This window comes from Cellulosimicrobium sp. PMB13, from assembly GCF_051294865.1.
Lineage (GTDB): Bacteria > Actinomycetota > Actinomycetes > Actinomycetales > Cellulomonadaceae > Cellulosimicrobium.
The window spans coordinates 1,062,294-1,079,260 of record NZ_CP145910.1 but is presented as its reverse complement, the minus strand read 5'-3'; the positions used below and the strand labels follow the sequence as shown (position 1 = coordinate 1,079,260).

The following is a 16,967-nucleotide window of genomic DNA, read 5'->3' as shown; positions in this document are numbered from 1 at the left end:
ACGTCGGACGTCGTCAGGCGGTCGGCGACGTCCCGCGGCGCCGGCGCGCGACGCCAAGGAGCACGCCGCCCGCGCCGAGCAGCAGCACGCCGAGGGCCAGCGCGGAAGCCGGGTCGGCCCCCGTGGAGGCCAGGGCGGCCTTCTGGTCGGCGCTCAGCTCGCAGCTCTCACCCGACGCCGTCTTCCCGACGTACGTCGTCTTCGTGGTGATCCCCGAGCTGTCGCCCACGGAGAAGGTGAGGGTCGCCGTGTCCGAGACCGTCCCGCCGCTCGTGAGCGGCACGGACAGGGTGAAGGTCACCTTGTACACGCCCTGCTCGGTAAACGCCCAGTTGCCGTGGACGTGCTGGTTGAGCGGCACCGCGGTGCTCCTCGGGAAGCCGTCGAGCGTCCCGAAGTACTTGGTGCCCACGCCCCCGAAGTTCCCGGTGGCGTACACGCCGAGCTCTCCCGGCCCGTCGACGGACTCGAGGGTGTAGGTGACCGGTCCGGCCGCCGCCTCGACGAGCGTCGGGTGCTGGGTGTTCCACCCGAGCCACGGCACGCCCGACTCCTGGACCTGGCCGATCGACCAGATCGGGGAACCAGGCTCGCCGAGGAACGAGAACTCGCCGCCGGCAGGCACCTCGTCCTTCGCCGCGTCACCGAGACGGAACGTCACGGCACCCGGCTCGATCCACGTCGGCGGCTGCTTGCGGGCGTCCTTCACCGTGGCGACGAGGTCGTTGTCCTCGACCCGGGAGCCGAAGTCGAAGTGACCGTCGGTCACCCCGGCGAGCGCCTGGGTCTTCACCTCGTTCGTGACGGGGGTAGGGAGGCACGGCTCAGGCGTCGTCGACCCGGCGCCCCCTGTGCCGGACCCGCCACCACCGCCCGCGCCACCCGCGCCACCCGCGCCGTCGCCGTCCGCGTCGCCGCCGGACCCGTCGCCCGACCCGTCGTCAGGCCCAGGGACGACGGCCGCGGTCGCGGCGAACGGCGCCCAGCCGACGAGGTCGCCCGACGCCGCGTCGTACACGGCGAGCTTGTGCGCGCCGGAGTCGAGCGACGTGGGGATCGCGACGCGCACCGCGCCGCCCTGCGCCGTCGCCGTGCCGGCGCTCGTGGGCTCGGAGTACGCGTACGCCACGACCTCCTGCCCGTCCGCGAAGGACGGCGAGGACGCGACGGCCGGGTCGCCGGCCGCGTAGGACGCCTTGTCGAGCGTCAGCCCGCCACGGTTGGCGTCGGTCAGCTGGTCGTCCGTCATCGGTGTCCACGACGGCGCGTACGGCCCGACGCGGACGTGGTAGTCCGCGGCCTCGCCCGCGATCGTCCGGCCGTCGGCACTCCTCAGGCTCGGCGTCACGGTGAGGTGGTAGTCGCCGGGTGCCGTGAACACCCAGTTCGTGTGGACGTGCGCGTTCGCCGTGACAGGGATGGTGCCGCCGGACGACGCCGTGGTGTCCACGTACCGGTTGACGGGGTTGCCGAACGAGTCGTTCTGGAAGGTGAAGACGTCACCCGGACCCTCGATCGACACGTCGAGCTCCACCGGCGAACCGGTGGCGAGGGTGATCCCGGAGCCCTCGAGGGACGGGAGCAGACGCTCGGTGCTCCAGCCCACCCACGGCAGGAGCTCCTGCTCGGCGCCGGTCTGCGAGCCGATCCACGCGTCCTGGCCGCCGTGCTCGCCGAGGAACGACCACGCGCCCTCGGCTGCGGGCAGGCGCTGCAGCGCGCGCTCGTCCTCGTACGCGATCGTCACGTCGGCCGGGGAGCGGTACTCGGACCCCGGGCCGTAGATCCGGGTGTCGTCCTTGACGGACAGGACCGGGGCGCCGGACGCGTCGTCGTACGTCACCTCGAACCCGTCGACGTGGCCGCGGGAGAGGACGAACTCGCGGTTCGGCTCCGACGCCCCAGGATCGGGCTCGGGCTCCGGCTCGGGGGCCGGCTGCTCCTCGCCGACCTCGAAGGTGTAGGTCTCCGTGTCGCTGACCAGCTCGGTGCCGTCGGAGAGCGAGCCCTTCGCCGTGACGCGCAGCGTGTAGGTGCCCTGCTCGGTGAAGCCCCAGCTTGTGTGGACGTGCGCACCGACGCGGACCGGCACCACGTCCGGCTCGTCGTCGCCGCTGTCGAAGTGGATCCGAGGCGACCCGTCGAGGCCGCCCGCCCACGCGGAGACGCTGCCCGGGCCGTCGGCCTCGATCTCGTAACGCAGGTCGGACGCCGTCACGCCCTCGGGCAGGCTCTTCTCCAAGCGCTCGGTGGTCCAGCCCGGCCACGGGAGGCCGTCGGTCTGGGAGGACGGCAGGACGTAGACCTCGTCCCCCGGCTCGCCGAGGAAGTCGTACCCCGTGTCGGGCACCGGCAGGGCGCTCAGCACCGGGTCCACCGCGACCGTCACCGCGCTCGGCGCGCGATCGACCGCCCGCGGCGAGTACTCGCCGGAGCCGTCGACGACGGCGAGCGTGAGCCGGCCGGCGTCGAGGTAGAGGTTGAACAGGTCGATGTGCCCCCGGCTGAGCACCACGGGCGTCTCGTCGCGGACGGGCGCCTCCCACGGCATCTCCCGGACCTCGGGCACGACGACCGGCTCGGACGTCGCGAGCTCGGCGCCGGACGGGTCGAGCGCGACGACGCGCCACGCGTGGCCCTCGACCTCCTCGGTCGCCAGCAGCGACAGCGTCGCCTCGGTGAACACCGTCGGGAGGACCGGGGAGAACGTGGTCGCGCCGGGCTGGTGGCTCTCCCAGCGGTACGTCGCCCCCTCGACGGCCGGCTCCAGGGTCGCCTCGAGGTAGATCGTGCTGCCGGTCGCGTACTCCGCCTCGAGCGGCGCGAGGGTCACGGTGTGCGTCGGCGGCGCGGCGACGACGGCGAGCGCCACCGGCTCCGACGTGCCCGCGGCGCGGTCGCCGTCGAGCAGGACGGCGCGCACGCGCGCGCCGTCGTCGGCCAGGGCGACCTGGCGCTCGTACGTGGGGCCCGTGGCACCGTCGACCGCGACGAACTCCTCCGAGCCCGCGACCGCGACCTCCCAGCGGTACGTCGACAGCTCGGTGGCCGGTTCCTGCGTCGCGGTGAACGTCGCCGTCGAGCCCTCGACGTGCTCGGCCGCGTCCGCTGCGACGGACACCGACGTCGTCACGGGCTCGGGAGCGCGCTCGCCGATGCGGACGTGGTACGTCGCGGCGCCACCGGTGATCGTGCCGTGCGCGGTGGTCGCGAGGGACGGCGTGACGACGAACGTGTAGTCGCCCTCGGCGGTGTAGATCCAGTTGGTGTGGACGTGCGCGTTCGCGCTGACCGGGATCGTGCCGCCGGCCGACGTCGTCGTGTCCACGTACCGGTTGATCGGCGCGCCGAACGACCCGTTCTGGAATGCGAAGACGTCACCCGGTCCGTCGACGCGGACGTCGAGCGAGACCGGCTGCCCGGACGCGGGCGTGATGCCCGTGCCGGCCAGGCTGCCCAGCAGCCGCTCGGTGCTCCAGCCGACCCAGGGGGCGTAGGTCTGGTCGCTGCCGGTCTGGCTCGCAATCCACGCGTCGGTGCCGCCGTACGCGCCGAGGAAGGCCCAGCCGCCCGTCGCGGGCGGGAGGGTCTGGACGAGGCGCGCGTCCTCGTAGGCGAAGGTCGTGGTCTCGGGCGCCCGGTAGGCGGAACCCGGCTCGTAGATGCGGGTGTCGTCCTTGACGCTCAGGACGACCGTGCCGGTCGCCGCGTCGTAGGTCGTCTCGAAGCCGTCGACGTGGCCGTGCGTGAGCACGTGCTCGCGGTCGGCCGGCGCGGCGGACGCCGTCGCCAGGGTGCCGCCGAGGACGGGGACCACGAACGACGCGAGCAGGGCGAGCACGCCCAGGGCTGCCACGAGCGGTCTGCTGCGGGTGGTGAGTGACACGGGGTCTTCCTCTCTAGGCCGCCGTCGGCGGCGGGACCGGGGGCGCGCTCCGACGACGGGCGCAACCGCGAGCGACTATACATAGCGATAATCGTTCTCACAAAGACAGGACCGGAGCCGCCCGTCGGCAGCTCCGGTCCTGGGTCCCGCGTGGCGGCGCGCACAGCACCACCCGGTGCGCCTCAGCCCTGACGGGCCTTCCAGCGCGGGTTCTTCTTGTTGATGACGAACGTCCTGCCGCGGCGGCGCACGACGATCGCGCCCGGCTTGTTCTTCAGCGAGCGCAGCGAGGCGCGGACCTTCATCGCGTACCGCCGCCCTGCGCGCGTGCGCCGTAGCGCTGACGGAACCGCTCGACGCGGCCCGCGGTGTCCACGACGCGCTGCGTGCCCGTGTAGAAGGGGTGGCTCGCGCTCGAGATCTCGACGTCGACGACCGGGTAGGTGTTGCCGTCCTCCCAGAGGATCGTCTCGCGCGGCACGCCCGGCCCGCCCGGGTGGTCGCCCGCGAGCGTCGAGCGCGTGAGGAACGCGAGGTCGGCCGACTTGTCGCGGTAGACGACGGGCCCGTACTCGGGGTGGATGTCCTTCTTCATGCTCTCCTCCGTACTGCTGTCGTGACGGCCGGAGCCGTCACCAGCTCGACTTCGTGACTCCGGGCAGCTCGCCGCGGTGCGCCATCTGACGCATCCGCACGCGCGAGAGCCCGAACTTCCTCAGGTAGCCGCGCGGGCGACCGTCGCCCGCGTCGCGGTTCCGCAGGCGCGTCGCGCTCGCGTCGCGCGGCTGGCGCTGCAGCTCCGCGACGGCCGCAGCCTTCTCGTCGGACGTGGCCGTGGGCGAGGCGACGACGCGCTTCAGCTCGGCGCGCCGCTCGGCGTACCGGGCGACGACCGTCGCGCGCTGCTCGTTGCGTGCGATCTTCGACGTCTTCGCCATCAGCGCTCCTCGCGGAAGTCGACGTGGCGCCGCGCGACGGGGTCGAACTTGCGCAGCACGAGCCGGTCGGGATCGTTGCGGCGGTTCTTGCGGGTCACGTAGGTGAACCCGGTGCCGGCGGTGGAACGCAGCTTGATCACGGGACGCAGGTCCTGTCGGGTGGCCATCAGAGCTTCTCCCCTCTCGCGAGGATCTCCGCCGCGACGACGTCGATCCCCTTGCGGTCGATGGTCTTGATGCCGCGCGTGCTCACGCGCAGCGTGACGTGGCGCCCGAGCGAGGGCACCCAGTAGCGCTTCTTCTGGACGTTGGGGTCGAAGCGTCGCTTGGTCCGCACGTGGGAGTGCGAGATCGAGTGGCCGAACCCGGGCGAGGTGCCGAGCACCTGGCAGACGGCGGACATGGTGTTCCTTCCTGGACGATGACGAGACGATAGGTACTGAGAATCATTCTCGTCAAGGTGTACAGTCCAACACGACCACCCGCCAGGTTGTTCCCGCGGCCAGAACTGGAGCCCTTGCATGACCCTCGACCACCCGGACCCGCTCGACCCCCGCCTCCCGCTGAGCGTCGTCGCGACCGTCGACGCCGTCCTGCGCGACGCGGCCGTCTTCGGCCTCGCCGTCGGAGGGGAGGGCGCCGTGGTGCTGCGCCACGACATCCTCGCGACCGACGGCGAGCTGCGGCGCGTCGTCGTCGACGCCACCGGCGTGGTGGAGGACGTCCGCGTCCCGCTCGAGCACGCGTGCCTGTCGTGCGCGGTGCGCGAGGACGCCGTCCCCACGCTGCGCCGCCTCGCGGAGGACGGTCGCTGGGGCCACGTGGCGCTCGCGCTGCCGGTCGGCGCAGAGTCCCTCCCCGTCGCGCGGGCGCTCGCCGGCGCGAGCGCCCCCGGCGGCGAGCTCGAGCGCCTGCGCCTCGCAACGGTGCTGGCGGTCGTGGACGTCGAGCAGGCGGAGCACGACCTGCTCGACGACGACCTCGTCGACGAGCGCGGTATAGCCCTCACGCCGGACGACGAGCGCGCGGTCGGCGAGGCGCTCGCCGCCCAGCTCGAGCACGCGGACCTCGTCGTCACCACGGGCTCGATCGAGGCGTCGCCCACCGGTTCCGGCCTCGTCGACCGCCTGCGCGGCGCCGGCACCCGCCGGATCGACGGGCTGCACGCGCTCGACGTCGCCGATCTCGCCGCCGGCGTGCACGACCCCGCTGCGGCCGAGCGCCGCGCGCACCCGCTCGGCGCACGCGGTGCGCACGGCGAGCGCGGCGGACCCGGCGAGCGCGGCGGACCGGGCGGGCACGGCGAACGACGCCTCGGGGACGGCGCGCGCCACCCGGACGACCGCAGCTGGACCCTCGAGCTGCGCTCGGCGCGCCCGTTCGACCCGGAGCGGCTGCTACGCCGCATCGAGGACCTCGGGACCGGCCGGCTGCGCTCGCGCGGCGTCTTCCACGTCGCCAACCGGCCGGACTCGCTGTGCGCCTGGGAGGGAGCGGGAGGCCAGCTCAGCATCGGCGGGCTCGGCACGTGGGACGACGCGAGCACCGCCGAGGGCGTGCCGGTCCGCCCGCACACGCGCCTCGTCGTCGTGGGCGCCACGCGCCAGGGCGCGGACGGTGACGAGCGCGCCCGGCTGCTCGACGCGTTCGGCGAGGCCCTCGCGACGCCCGACGAGCTCGCCGACGGCGGGCTGCGCTGGCTCGGCCGCGAGGACGTCCTCGCGCCGTGGCTCGGCGCGCGCAGCGAGGTCTGACCCCGGCGCCCGGCCGGGTCGCCGAGGTCCGTGAGGCGGCCGACCACGGCAGCCGGGCCCGGGAAGGACGAACCGGTGGCGGTCCGCCACGTGAGCTCCCCCCAGCGGAGCTCTCGTCGCGGACCGCCACCGGTCCGGGTGTCGTCGCGTGACCCGTCGCGACGACGTCCCCCACCTGCGAACGAGGGCTGGCGCGCGGGTTCGGGACATGATGCGAGAGTGACCTGTGTCACATCGCTGCGCCGGACGTGCCGCCGAGCACGTCTTCTTGACCACCGAGGGGCGACGGTCCCCCTCGCGGCCCCCTCAGACCACTCGGTCGCGACGGGCACGCACCGCCCACGCGCCGCACGCGCCCGCCAGCACGGACGCGCCGACCACGCCCGCGACCAGAGGTCCGAGGGGCGTCGGCGGCTCGCTCGCCGGCAACGGCGACGCCGTCGGGGTGCTGAGGGTGGCGGCCGTCGCGACGAAGGTCGGCGCCGGGTGGGCGCCGGACGGGTCGGTGTCGCTCCAGTCGTGAGAGGCCCCCGACGGGCACTCCTGGACGGCGGGGAAGGCGAACGACTGACCGATCTCGCCCGTGACGCGGACGTCGACGGTGAAGGCCGCGCGCTCGCCGTCGGGGACCGGGGCCTCCTCCCCGGACCACGTGACGCCGTCGCCGCCGACCGCGGACGTCCAGCCGTCGGGCTGGGTCGCCGCGAGCAGCTCGACGCCCTCGGGCATGGTGACCCGGAGCGTGTCGGTCGGCTCGCCGTCGCACCCGTGGTCGAACGTGAACGTGATCGTCGAGATGCCGTCGCCGTGCGGCTCGACGGTCTCGATGAGCACGTGGGCGCCTGCCGGTCCGGCGGCCACCCCGACGCCGACCGCGGCGAGCGCGAGCACGGTGCTCACCCGGGCGAGCGTCCGACGGGCCGCGCCCTGCGCGGACGGGGTGCTCGCGGTCATGACGACACCTCCACGGGGATCTCGACGATGGGACTCTCGTACTTCGACGTCCGCACGTTCACGGTGATGGTCCACGACCCGGCGAGGGGCAGGTCGAGCGGGGCCTCGTACGTCCCCGGCCCGGTGCGCACGAGGGTGTGCGCGAACGGCCCGAGCGCGGGTTCGGCGAGCGTCGTCGTGACCACCGGGTCTGCGACGGGCTCCAGCGGGGCCCCGTCGGCGTCGAGCAGGACGAGCTCGAGCGCGTTGACCCCGACGGCGCCCGGCGTGACCCGGGCCTCGAGCGTCCCGTCGCCGAGCGGCCGCGTCTCCTCGACGGCGGCCGGCCCCGCGTCCTCGGCCACCGGGGCCGTCGCGACCCCGTCGACCGGGCTGCGCGAGACGAGCACGCCGGTCACGGCGAGGACGACGACGAGCAGCCCCGCCTCGAGCGCGACGGTCCGCCCGAGCCGGCGCGAGAGGGCACCGACCGCCGACCCGCCGCTGCTCGTCGTGCGACGCGCCGAGCCGCGCTCCGCCGGTGCGGCGAACGACGGGAGGAGTCGGTAGCGGTTCCATGCCGCGACGGCGACGATGCACAGCGCGACGCCGACCTTGACGAGGAGCGCCTGCCCGTACGCCGTGGACACGAGCGCCTCGACGGTGCCGACGATCCGCCAGCCCAGCACGACGCCCGTGAGCGCGAGGGCGAGCACGACCCACGCGCCGAGCGCCGAGAAGCGCGTCACGGTCACCGCTGCACGACGCGCGTCGACCTGGGACGACGGCGTCAGCACGAGCGCCAGCCCGACGACGCCCCCGAGCCACACCGCGCCGGCGACGACGTGCAGCACGTCGGCCGCCACGACGAGCGCCGCGGGACCGAACGTGCGCGTGTGCCCGACGAGCACGAGCGCACCCAGGGCGAGGGCGGAACCTCCGAGCGCGAGGCCCGCCGGCCAGAGCGCTCGGGTCTCGCGCGCCGCCCGCGGCGCGAGCAGCGCCGCGCCCACGAGGCCGAGGACGCCGAGCCCGGCGGCGAGAGCAGTGTCGGACGTCAGACCCGTGCGCCAGGTCAAGGCGTCGAGCAGGGCGTCGAGCCCGCCCCCCGCCTGCCACGCCGTCGTGAGCGGCACGCTCAGCACGAGCCCCACGGCGGCGACCGCGAGCCCCGCGAGCCGGGCCCGCTGCAGCCGCGACCGCACCCGCGGCATGGCCCCGGGCGTGGCGTGCAGGACGAGGAGCTCGAAGACGACGAGGCCGGCCACGAGGAACGTGCCGAGGTAGACCGCGGCCTGGTCGGCCGCGCGCGCGGCGACGAGCGCGCCGCTCGGCTCGGCGACGCTCGCCTCGACCGTCGTCACGCTCGGCGCCCCGACGGAGAAGCTGAACGCCCCGGCGACCGGGTGCGAGTCGAGCGAGATCACGCGCCAGCTCACGACGTAGGTCCCGTCGTCGAGCGGGTCTGCGGGGGTGATCACGAGCGCGTGGTCGACGGCAGAGGCGTCGACCGCCACGTCCGACCCGTCGGCGGAGAGCAGGGTCGTCCCGCCGTCGACGGCGCGCACGGGTTCGTTGAAGGTGACGGTCAGGGCGTCGGGCGGTGCGTCGAGCACGGTGCCGTCCTGCGGGTCGGTGCCCACGAGGACGGCGTGCGCCGCGGCCGGGCCGCTCGCGAGGATCGCGAGCAGGACCGCGGCCGCGGCGACGACCGCCAGCGCCACCGCCCGGTGCAGGACCGAGAGGCGTGCCGTGGTGGTCATGGAGAGGTCAGCCCTGGGCGCGGCGCGAGCGCACGAGCGCGAGCGCCCCGAGCACGAGGCCCGCCGCGCCGAGCGCGAGGGCGACCCAGGAGACGACGGGCGTGCCCGCGTCGTCCGGCGCCACCGACGACGCCGTGGCGCTCCCGTCCTCCGACGCCGCCTCCGCGGCGGCGTCCTCGGTCTCGGCCTCGGCGGCCCCCGGGTCGGACGCCTCCGCCGCGGTCACCACGAACGACGGCGCGGGCGACTCGAGGTCGTCGCTGCTCTGGCCCTGAGCGGGGATCTCGACCCACGCGGTCTCGCCCTCCTCGCACGTCTGCACGGTGGGGAAGTCGAGGGTCTCGTCCGCGGCGTCGGGCAGCTTGAGGGACAGCTCGAACGAGTCCCGGTACCCGTTCGGGACCGGGGTCTTCGCGGTGTACACGATCTCGGCGACGCGCTCCGTGTACTGGCCGCCGTGCCCGTCGTCGACGGGCGTCTCGAGCTCCTCCATGACCTTCTCGACGTCCCAGCCCGGGTGGATCTCGGGGGCGACGGAGAGGATCTGCTCGGGCATCTGGATGGCGATCCCGGTGGTCGCCGACTCGCCGCAGCCGTGCCCGAAGGCGAACGTCAGGACGGTGTAGGAGTCGGCGGTCGTGGTGCTCGGGGTCACGGTCACGTGGGCGGACGCGACGCTCGCGCCCGCGACGACGAGACCGGTGGCGAGGGTGGCGGCGCCGACGGCGCGCAGGGGCTTTCGCATGATGGTGTGCCTTTCGGGAAGATGAGGGTGCGCGCGCGGGCACGACGTCGTGACCCGCCAGGGGCGCGCGGGAACGGGACGCCGCGACGGGCGTCCGGGGTCAGGCGGACGCCGGCGGTGCGCGGCCGCCGACCGCCCCGGGGACGGGGGCGCGCCGCACGGACGGCAGCACGCGGCGCGGCAGGGGCCGCACCGGTACGACGACGGCGCGCGGCGCCTCTGGCACGCGGCGGCGGGTGAGCCACGTCCACAGCCGCCACAGCACCGCGTCGCCGTGCCGGAGCACGAGCGCGACGACGACGGTCGCGACGGCGTGGGCCGCGAGCATCGTCATCGTCGCGGCCGGGCCGTCGTGGGCGTGGGCGGACGCGGTCGCCGTCGGCGAGAGCTCCGCGGAGCGCTCGAGCACGACGTGCAGGACGACCTGCCCCGCGCCCAGCAGCGCGAGGAGGCGCGGCAGCCCGACCTCGCGGCGCGTCAGCGGACGCACCGCGACCGCGCTGAGCGCCGCGAGGACGACCAGGGGGACGACGTCCGGGCGCGACCCGCCCGCGAGCTCGTGCGAGAGGAGCGAGAGGCCCACGACGACGGCGGCGAGCACGAGCCCGCGCGCGGCGCGCAGACGCCCGGACCCCGGGGACGTCATGACCGCACCCCGACGACGCGCGGCACGGTCGACCGGTCGCGCTCCGTCCTCGTCGGGGTCGTCATCGACCGGTTCCCTCCGCTGGGCCGTGGGTCGCCTCGTCGCGCCCGTCGTCCTGCTTTCGCCGAAAGTACCGGCGCTTCTGTTGCGGGTCAATCAAAAGTAGAGCCGCATCGCGACCACCGCAGGACGCGCTCCGCGTCCGCCGCGGGATCAGCCGCGCCGGCCCTCGGCCCCGTCGTCACCGCTGGCACCGTCGGCACCGCTCGCTCCGTCGTCGCCGCTGCCGCGGCGGCGCAGCACGAGGGCCGTCGCGACGCCGGCGACGCCGAGCACCGCGACGGCCCCGACCACGATCGGCAGCGCGCTGCCGCCGTCGTCGGTCGTGGCGGCGTCCTCGGTGGCGTCGCTGCCGTCGCTGGCGTCGGCATCCTGGGTGGCGTCCGTGCTGTCGACGGCGTCGGCGTCCGAGGACGACGCGCTCTCGTCGGGCGTGCCCTCCTCCCCGGGCGAGCTCTCCGACGGTGCGGGCTGGGCCGCAGGCTGCTCCGCCACCCCGAAGGAGAGCGTGCCCTCGATGGGGTGCCCGTCCGACGAGACGACGCGCCACGCGACGGAGTACGTGCCACCGGTGAGGGCTGCCGCGTCGAGCGGCAGCGTCGCGCTCGTGCCGTCGATCGTCGGCGCGCCCTGCGCGACGACGGTCCCGGCGGCGTCGGTCACGACGACCTGAGGCTCGACCGCGAGCGGCTCGGTGTTGAAGCTCAGCGTGATCGCGGCGGGCGGGGCGTCGAGCTGGGCGCCGTCGGCGGGGTCGGAGCCCACGAGACGGTCGTGGGCCTGCGCCGGGAGGGCGGAGGCCGTCGCGAGCGCCACGGTGAGGGCGAGCGCACCGAGCAGCGCGAGGATCACGGTGACGAGCTTCGAGGCCGGTCGGCGAGCGGTGAGGGTTCGTGCAGGGAGCATGGGGAGGTCTTTCCGTCCGAGGCGCGGCGGTGCCGCTGGCTGTACCCGGGTTCCGGCGTGCGCCGGAGAGGCCTCGTCGGGGTCGCGCGGTGGCGCGAGGGGTGGGTCTAGGCGGAGGTCCCGACGAGCCGGACCACGGCCGGGGGCCCGCGCGTCGGCGCGGTCCCCGGGTGGCGCGCCGACGGGCGGCGCGCGAACCCGGCGGGGACGCCGGCCTCGCGGCGCGACGGCGCCACGACGGCGGGGGCGAGCAGGGACGCGCGCGGCGTCAGCCACGCGACGAACCGCTCCAGGGCTCGCTCGCCGTGCGCGAGCACGACCGCCAGGACGAGGGTCGCGACGGCGTGGGCGACGAGCATCCACACGCCGGGAACCCCGGATCCTGCCGACGACGCGAGGTGGGCCGACGACGCGACGCCCGCTGCGGCGTCGGGCACGACGGCACCCGGGGAGCACACGAGGCCCCCGCCGTGACCGGTGTGGCCCCCGGGGACGCACGCCACGGCGCCGTGACCGAGCGCGTCGAGCGCGACGTGGAGCCCGAGCTGACCGGCACCGAGGAGGCCCACGAGGCGCGGGACGGTGAACCGGGCTCGCGCGGCGGCCATGGTGCCTGCGAGCGTGAACGCGGCGAGCGCGGCGAGGACCAGCGGGTCCGGGAGCTGACCTCCCCCGACGGCGTGCGCCGCGGCGCCGAGCGCCAGCACGAGGGTCGCCACGAGCGCTGCACGCGTCACGCGCAGCGGACCGGCGACCGGGGAGAGCACGGGCCCACCCTAGCCGCTCGGGTCAGGCGGGGGCACCGTCCCCGCGGCCCGTCGCGCGGGCGTCGGAGGCGTCCGTGGCGCCGTCTGCGCCACCCCGCGCCGCAACCGCGTCGTCGGCGCCCTCGACGTCGCGGGCGACCTCGTCGGTCGGCGCCACCGCGCCCGGGTACGACCCGATCAACGCGCGCGCGGGGAGCAGCCGGTCGAGCCCGACGAGCACGAGCCCGAGCACGAGGAACCCGGCACCGTAGAGGACGACGTTGACGAGCAGGCCCGTCCAGCCGAGCGCGTCGAGGTCGACGAAGCCGTACGGGTACTCGCTGCCCGGGCTCACGAAGCCGCGGATCGTCGTGAACGCGAAGTAGGCGAGGGGGTACAGGAGCCACTGGGCCGCCGTGAGCCCGCGCAGGCGCCGGTGCGGCGTGAGCAGGAGGAAGTCGGCGACGACGGCCAGCGGCAGGACCTCGTGCTCGATCTGCCCGTCCGTCAGCCCGAGGAAGACCGCCGGGGCGTCGGGGTCCTCGGGCGCGAGGACGAACCAGGACACGAGCCCCGTGATCGCCGCGAACAGCGTCACCGCGCCGGTGACCCACGCCGGGGGCTGCGGTCGCCGCAGGAGGGACGCGAACCCGGCCCACGTGAACGCGATCGCGACGAGGAAGCCGGTCTGGTTCGTGAAGTAGATCAGACCCTCGATGTCGCCGTCCCGCCAGATCGCGCGCGTGCCCACGAGCGCGAGGACGACGAGGAAGAGCCGGAAGAGTCCGACGACGACGTGCATGCGAGCTCCTTCGCGCGCGGTCCGATCACGAGGCGGTCCGGCCGCGCGGGGCGACCGTGACGCACTGCGAGCCTAGTCCCGCGGCGGGCCGTCCCGGCGCACCGGCGCGGACCGGACGCGGTGACGCTTGCCCGGGGCGACGGGGCCATGATGGACCCATGACGACCTCATCGCCCGCTTCGTCCGCCCGCCCCGCCCGGACCACCCCCCGCACCGTGCGCGGCACCGTCGCCGTGACCAACGGCTACGTCGTGCCCGTCGCGTCCCCGCCGATCGAGGGCGGGACCGTCCTCGTCGAGGACGGCGTCATCACGGCCGTCGGCACGGACGTCGCGGTGCCCGACGGCGCCCGCGTCCTCGACGCGCGCGGCCGGTGGGTGCTCCCCGGCTTCGTCGAGGCCCACGCGCACATGGGCGTCATGGAGGAGGCCGAGGGCTGGGCGGGCAACGACACCAACGAGATGACCGACCCGAACGGCGCGGCGCTGCGTGCGATCGACGGCATCAACGTCGAGGACGAGGGCTTCCGTGACGCGCTCGTCGGCGGCGTGACGTCCGCCGTCGTCAAGCCCGGCTCGGGGAACCCGATCGGCGGGCAGACGGTCGCGATCAAGACCTGGGGCGGGCGCACGGTCGACGAGCAGGTGATCCGCGAGGCCGTCTCCGTGAAGTCGGCCCTCGGCGAGAACCCCAAGCGGGTCTACGGGGACCAGAAGAAGACGCCGTCGACACGCCTGGGCGTCGCGAAGGTCATCCGTTCCGCGTTCGTGGACGCCCAGAGCTACGTCGCGAAGCGCGACGCGGCCGCGGCGAAGGGCGAGCCGTTCGACCGCGACCTCGGCAAGGAGACCCTCGCGCGCGTGCTCGCGGGCGAGCTGTACTGGGACCAGCACACGCACCGCGCGGACGACATCGCCACGGCCCTGCGCCTCGCCGACGAGTTCGGCTACCGGCTCGTCCTCAACCACGGGACCGACGGCGCGGCCATCGCCGACGTGCTCGCCGAGCGCGACGTCCCGGTGATCTTCGGGCCGATGCTCACGTCGCGGTCGAAGGTGGAGCTCCGCGACCGCGCCATCGCGAACCTCGGCGTGCTCGCCCGCGCGGGCGTGCGCGTCGCGATCACGACCGACCACCCCGTCGTGCCGATCAACTTCCTCGTGCACCAGGCGTCGCTCGCGGTGAAGGAGGGGCTCGACCGCGAGGTCGCGCTCCAGGCGCTCACGGTGAACCCGGCGCAGTTCCTCGGCCTCGACGACCGCGTGGGCGCGCTCGCGCCGGGGCTCGACGGCGACGTCGTCGTGTGGTCGGGCGACCCGCTCGACGTGACCGCGCGCGCCGAGCACGTCCTCGTGACCGGTACCGAGGTCTACACGTGGGACGCCGCGGCGAACGGCGGCCGCGGGGCGGGCCGCGTCGTCGAGCGCGCGGAGCGCTTCACGCGCTGACGGCGGGCGGCCGGCCCACGAGCAGCCGGGGAGCAGGCTGGCGGGCGGTGCGGCGGGCGTTCCTCTCGCGCCGAACCGCCCGCGGGGGGACCATCGCACCATGCGCACCGCACGCCGTGCCGCCCTCCCGCTCGCGCTGGCGAGCCTGACCGCTGCTGCTCTCGTGAGCGCGTGCAGCGGCCCGGGACCGGGCGAGAAGGACACCACCTACGACTCCGTCGCGGACCTCCAGAGCTCCGCGAAGACGGCAGGGCTCACGTGCCTGTCGTTCACGGAGACGGACTCCGGCTCGCCCGACGTCGAGACCGGCACGTGCGACGACACGGCTCTGCTCGCCGTCTTCGCGGACGGTGTCGCGGAAGAGGACTTCGTGTCGATGCTCCCGCCGACGCCCGAGATCGAGGGCGAGGCGGTGCTGGTCGGCCCCAACTGGGCGATCCAGGGCGACGTCGACGACCTCGAGGAGACGCAGGCCGGCATCGGCGGGGAGATGATCTCCGACCGGTGACCCGGCGAGACGTGCGGCGGCGCTCGCTCCCCGCGTGCGCCGCAGCGAGCTCAGGCCGTCGCCGCGCACCTGACGCACGTGCGCGCCGTCGGACGGGCCTCGAGGCGCGCGCCGGGGATCTCCTGCCCGCACGACGCGCACGTGCCGTAGGTCCCGTCGTCCACCCGGGCGAGCGCGGCGTCGACCTCCTCGACCCGGGCCGCGGCGGACCGCGCGAGAGCGTCGACCTGTGCCCGCTCGAACGCGATCGTCGCGCCGTCCGGGTCGTGCTCGTCGTCCGCGTTGGAGTCCCGTGACGCCTCGACGATCTCGGCGACCTCGCCGCGCAGGGCACGCCCGCGGGCCAGCGCGTCGGCGCGCTCGGCGAGGAGGCGCTCGCGCAGGGTCACGAGGTCGAGGTCGGTCACGTCCTCGTCAACACCACGGCCCGCCGAGACCGTCCCGCCGCTAGGGTGGGTGACCGGGGTGCTGCCCGCAGGAGGTGACCGGATGGTGCGCGAGGGACCCGTCCCGCAGCCCGGCGTCGAACGGCTGACCCCCTTCGCGCGACATCCGGCGGTCGTCGGCGTCGTCCCGGGCCAGCACCCGCTCGTCGTGCGCACCGCGGTGAGCTGGGCTCGTGCCGTGGCCGCCCCCCTCCTGTACCTCGCCTACGCGGACCCCTCGCGCTACGTCGTGGAGGAGCACCCGGACGGCACCGTGACCCACGCGGCCGTGGACCCGGACGCCGACGACGGGTCGTGGGAGGAGACCGACGCCGCGCTGCGCAAGCAGGTCGCGGTGCTGCTGCGCGACGAGCCCGTGCCGTGGGAGCTGCGCTACCTCGCGGGCCGCCCGGACCGGGCGCTCACGCACCTCGCGCGCGCGGTCGACGCCGCGGTCCTCGTCGTCGGGACGCGGACGCCCGGTGCCGGCGGACGCCTGCGCGAGCTCGTCGAGGGTTCCGTCGCTGCGCACCTCGCGCACCACCAGCACCGCCCGGTCCTCACCGTGCCGCTGCGCGTCGTCGACTGGTCGGAGGGCTCGGCGCCGTGGGGGCGCTGAGACTGCGGCTCGCGGGCCTGGTCGCCGTCGGCGGCGCGGTGGGCACCTCCGCCCGGGCCGGCCTGGAGACGGCGTTCGCGCCGGGGACCGGGTCCTGGCCGTGGACGACGTTCGCCATCAACCTCGTCGGCTCGTTCCTCCTCGGCGCGCTGCTGGAGCGGCTCGCGCGCTCCGGGCCCGACGACGGGTGGCGGCGCCGCGTCCGCGTGCTCGTCGGGACGGGGGTCCTGGGCGGCTTCACCACGTACAGCACGTTCGCGCTCGAGGTCGACCGGCTGGTCGACGCCGGGCACGCGGGGCTCGGCGTCGCGTACGCGCTCGGCAGCGTCGTGCTGGGCGTCGTCGCGGCGGGCGGCGGGATCCGCCTGGCCGCGGCGCTCGGGCGACGCCGCGCGGCGGGCCGCGCATGACCGGCCTCGTCGTCGTGCTCCTCGTCGCCGTGTGCGGGGGTCTCGGGGCGGCGGCGCGGTTCCTCGTCGACGGCGCCGTCGGGCGCCGCGCGCGCTCCGCGGTCCCGCTGGGGACCGTGGTCGTCAACGTCTCCGCGTGCCTCCTGCTCGGCCTCGTGACGGGGTGGGTCGTGACGCACGCGGGACCCGACGCGCTCGCGAGCGTCGTGGGGGTCGGGTTCCTCGGCGGCTACTCGACGTTCTCCACGGCGAGCGTCGAGGGCGCCCGGCTGCTGCTGGCCGGTCGCCCCGCGGCGGCCGTCGTGCACGCGCTCGGGATGCTCGGGGCGTGCCTCGGCGCGACGGCGGTCGGGCTCGTCGTCGGAGGACTGCTCTGAC

At 75.3% G+C, this 16,967-nt stretch carries 20 protein-coding genes; 6 read left to right on the top strand and 14 right to left on the bottom strand.

Annotation, left to right across the window (positions count from 1 at the left end; translation table 11 throughout):
* Window positions 1-13: 13 nt before the first annotated feature.
* The 6 genes from V5D56_RS05155 to rpmB form a co-directional block, all read right to left on the bottom strand.
* Window positions 14-3,886, bottom strand: coding sequence for a TIGR03773 family transporter-associated surface protein (locus V5D56_RS05155; protein ID WP_435737984.1), 3,873 nt, complete (start codon window positions 3,884-3,886; stop codon window positions 14-16).
* Window positions 3,887-4,068: 182 nt separating this feature from the next.
* On the bottom strand, window positions 4,069-4,191 hold the full coding sequence (ykgO, locus tag V5D56_RS05150; protein WP_435737983.1) for a type B 50S ribosomal protein L36: 123 nt from the start codon (window positions 4,189-4,191) through the stop codon (window positions 4,069-4,071).
* Window positions 4,188-4,481: a type B 50S ribosomal protein L31 gene (locus V5D56_RS05145; protein WP_435737982.1), complete on the bottom strand. Its 294-nt coding sequence runs from the start codon at window positions 4,479-4,481 to the stop codon at window positions 4,188-4,190. Before V5D56_RS05145 ends, ykgO begins: the two co-directional genes overlap by 4 nt.
* Before the next feature lie 37 nt (window positions 4,482-4,518).
* Window positions 4,519-4,824 (bottom strand): 30S ribosomal protein S14, encoded by a 306-nt coding sequence (rpsN, locus tag V5D56_RS05140; protein ID WP_435737981.1) that lies wholly within the window; start codon window positions 4,822-4,824, stop codon window positions 4,519-4,521.
* Window positions 4,824-4,991: a 50S ribosomal protein L33 gene (gene rpmG, locus V5D56_RS05135; protein WP_251152020.1), complete on the bottom strand. Its 168-nt coding sequence runs from the start codon at window positions 4,989-4,991 to the stop codon at window positions 4,824-4,826. Before rpmG ends, rpsN begins: the two co-directional genes overlap by 1 nt.
* Window positions 4,991-5,227 (bottom strand): 50S ribosomal protein L28, encoded by a 237-nt coding sequence (gene rpmB, locus V5D56_RS05130; protein ID WP_435737980.1) that lies wholly within the window; start codon window positions 5,225-5,227, stop codon window positions 4,991-4,993. Before rpmB ends, rpmG begins: the two co-directional genes overlap by 1 nt.
* A gap of 118 nt (window positions 5,228-5,345) precedes the next feature.
* On the opposite strand from rpmB, the gene V5D56_RS05125 reads away from it, so the two are divergent.
* On the top strand, window positions 5,346-6,578 hold the full coding sequence (locus V5D56_RS05125; protein ID WP_435737979.1) for a GTP-binding protein: 1,233 nt from the start codon (window positions 5,346-5,348) through the stop codon (window positions 6,576-6,578).
* A gap of 306 nt (window positions 6,579-6,884) precedes the next feature.
* On the opposite strand, the gene V5D56_RS05120 is transcribed toward V5D56_RS05125, so the two are convergent.
* The 7 genes from V5D56_RS05120 to V5D56_RS05090 all read right to left on the bottom strand — a co-directional run bounded on the left by V5D56_RS05120 (window position 6,885) and on the right by V5D56_RS05090 (window position 13,179).
* Window positions 6,885-7,532: a DUF1775 domain-containing protein gene (locus V5D56_RS05120; RefSeq protein ID WP_435737978.1), complete on the bottom strand. Its 648-nt coding sequence runs from the start codon at window positions 7,530-7,532 to the stop codon at window positions 6,885-6,887.
* Window positions 7,529-9,274, bottom strand: coding sequence for a copper resistance CopC/CopD family protein (locus tag V5D56_RS05115; RefSeq protein ID WP_435737977.1), 1,746 nt, complete (start codon window positions 9,272-9,274; stop codon window positions 7,529-7,531). Before V5D56_RS05115 ends, V5D56_RS05120 begins: the two co-directional genes overlap by 4 nt.
* A gap of 7 nt (window positions 9,275-9,281) precedes the next feature.
* Window positions 9,282-10,019, bottom strand: coding sequence for a DUF1775 domain-containing protein (locus V5D56_RS05110; RefSeq protein ID WP_435737976.1), 738 nt, complete (start codon window positions 10,017-10,019; stop codon window positions 9,282-9,284).
* Window positions 10,020-10,119: 100 nt separating this feature from the next.
* On the bottom strand, window positions 10,120-10,665 hold the full coding sequence (locus V5D56_RS05105) for a hypothetical protein (protein ID WP_435737975.1): 546 nt from the start codon (window positions 10,663-10,665) through the stop codon (window positions 10,120-10,122).
* Window positions 10,666-10,878: 213 nt separating this feature from the next.
* Window positions 10,879-11,631: a copper resistance CopC family protein gene (locus V5D56_RS05100; protein WP_435737974.1), complete on the bottom strand. Its 753-nt coding sequence runs from the start codon at window positions 11,629-11,631 to the stop codon at window positions 10,879-10,881.
* Window positions 11,632-11,738: 107 nt separating this feature from the next.
* On the bottom strand, window positions 11,739-12,398 hold the full coding sequence (locus V5D56_RS05095) for a hypothetical protein (protein ID WP_435737973.1): 660 nt from the start codon (window positions 12,396-12,398) through the stop codon (window positions 11,739-11,741).
* A gap of 22 nt (window positions 12,399-12,420) precedes the next feature.
* Complete coding sequence (locus V5D56_RS05090; RefSeq protein ID WP_435737972.1) at window positions 12,421-13,179, bottom strand: Pr6Pr family membrane protein; 759 nt, start codon at window positions 13,177-13,179, stop codon at window positions 12,421-12,423.
* A 158-nt stretch (window positions 13,180-13,337) separates the two neighbouring features.
* Between V5D56_RS05090 and V5D56_RS05085 the strand changes: the two genes are divergently transcribed.
* Window positions 13,338-14,627: an amidohydrolase family protein gene (locus V5D56_RS05085; protein ID WP_435737971.1), complete on the top strand. Its 1,290-nt coding sequence runs from the start codon at window positions 13,338-13,340 to the stop codon at window positions 14,625-14,627.
* Between the two features lie 100 nt (window positions 14,628-14,727).
* Window positions 14,728-15,135: a hypothetical protein gene (locus V5D56_RS05080; RefSeq protein WP_435737970.1), complete on the top strand. Its 408-nt coding sequence runs from the start codon at window positions 14,728-14,730 to the stop codon at window positions 15,133-15,135.
* 50 nt (window positions 15,136-15,185) lie between these two features.
* Here V5D56_RS05080 and V5D56_RS05075 read toward each other — a convergent pair whose 3' ends face one another.
* Complete coding sequence (locus V5D56_RS05075; RefSeq protein ID WP_435737969.1) at window positions 15,186-15,542, bottom strand: TraR/DksA family transcriptional regulator; 357 nt, start codon at window positions 15,540-15,542, stop codon at window positions 15,186-15,188.
* An 82-nt stretch (window positions 15,543-15,624) separates the two neighbouring features.
* Here V5D56_RS05075 and V5D56_RS05070 point away from each other — a divergent pair, with 82 nt between their 5' ends.
* Genes V5D56_RS05070 through V5D56_RS05060 form a run of 3 tightly spaced genes read left to right on the top strand, consistent with a single transcriptional unit; the run spans window position 15,625 to window position 16,966 of the window.
* Entirely contained in the window at window positions 15,625-16,179 is a 555-nt protein-coding gene (locus V5D56_RS05070; RefSeq protein ID WP_435737968.1) for a universal stress protein, read from the top strand.
* The gene (locus tag V5D56_RS05065) at window positions 16,167-16,589 is read left to right on the top strand and encodes a CrcB family protein (protein WP_435737967.1); all 423 of its coding nucleotides are present in this window, start codon (window positions 16,167-16,169) and stop codon (window positions 16,587-16,589) included. The genes V5D56_RS05070 and V5D56_RS05065 overlap by 13 nt, the downstream gene beginning before the upstream one ends.
* Window positions 16,586-16,966: a fluoride efflux transporter FluC gene (locus tag V5D56_RS05060; protein WP_435737966.1), complete on the top strand. Its 381-nt coding sequence runs from the start codon at window positions 16,586-16,588 to the stop codon at window positions 16,964-16,966. The genes V5D56_RS05065 and V5D56_RS05060 overlap by 4 nt, the downstream gene beginning before the upstream one ends.
* Window position 16,967: the final 1 nt, after the last annotated feature.

Excerpts from the sequence above, each read along its gene's own strand:
- ykgO (WP_435737983.1), bottom strand. The coding sequence starts at position 4,191 with ATGAAGGTCCGCGCCTCGCTGCGCTCGCTGAAGAACAAGCCGGGCGCG.
- V5D56_RS05145 (WP_435737982.1), bottom strand. The coding sequence starts at position 4,481 with ATGAAGAAGGACATCCACCCCGAGTACGGGCCCGTCGTCTACCGCGAC.
- rpsN (WP_435737981.1), bottom strand. The coding sequence starts at position 4,824 with ATGGCGAAGACGTCGAAGATCGCACGCAACGAGCAGCGCGCGACGGTC.
- rpmG (WP_251152020.1), bottom strand. The coding sequence starts at position 4,991 with ATGGCCACCCGACAGGACCTGCGTCCCGTGATCAAGCTGCGTTCCACC.
- rpmB (WP_435737980.1), bottom strand. The coding sequence starts at position 5,227 with ATGTCCGCCGTCTGCCAGGTGCTCGGCACCTCGCCCGGGTTCGGCCAC.
- V5D56_RS05125 (WP_435737979.1), top strand. The coding sequence starts at position 5,346 with ATGACCCTCGACCACCCGGACCCGCTCGACCCCCGCCTCCCGCTGAGC.
- V5D56_RS05120 (WP_435737978.1), bottom strand. The coding sequence starts at position 7,532 with ATGACCGCGAGCACCCCGTCCGCGCAGGGCGCGGCCCGTCGGACGCTC.
- V5D56_RS05115 (WP_435737977.1), bottom strand. The coding sequence starts at position 9,274 with ATGACCACCACGGCACGCCTCTCGGTCCTGCACCGGGCGGTGGCGCTG.
- V5D56_RS05110 (WP_435737976.1), bottom strand. The coding sequence starts at position 10,019 with ATGCGAAAGCCCCTGCGCGCCGTCGGCGCCGCCACCCTCGCCACCGGT.
- V5D56_RS05105 (WP_435737975.1), bottom strand. The coding sequence starts at position 10,665 with ATGACGTCCCCGGGGTCCGGGCGTCTGCGCGCCGCGCGCGGGCTCGTG.
- V5D56_RS05100 (WP_435737974.1), bottom strand. The coding sequence starts at position 11,631 with ATGCTCCCTGCACGAACCCTCACCGCTCGCCGACCGGCCTCGAAGCTC.
- V5D56_RS05090 (WP_435737972.1), bottom strand. The coding sequence starts at position 13,179 with ATGCACGTCGTCGTCGGACTCTTCCGGCTCTTCCTCGTCGTCCTCGCG.
- V5D56_RS05085 (WP_435737971.1), top strand. The coding sequence starts at position 13,338 with ATGACGACCTCATCGCCCGCTTCGTCCGCCCGCCCCGCCCGGACCACC.
- V5D56_RS05080 (WP_435737970.1), top strand. The coding sequence starts at position 14,728 with ATGCGCACCGCACGCCGTGCCGCCCTCCCGCTCGCGCTGGCGAGCCTG.
- V5D56_RS05070 (WP_435737968.1), top strand. The coding sequence starts at position 15,625 with ATGGTGCGCGAGGGACCCGTCCCGCAGCCCGGCGTCGAACGGCTGACC.
- V5D56_RS05060 (WP_435737966.1), top strand. The coding sequence starts at position 16,586 with ATGACCGGCCTCGTCGTCGTGCTCCTCGTCGCCGTGTGCGGGGGTCTC.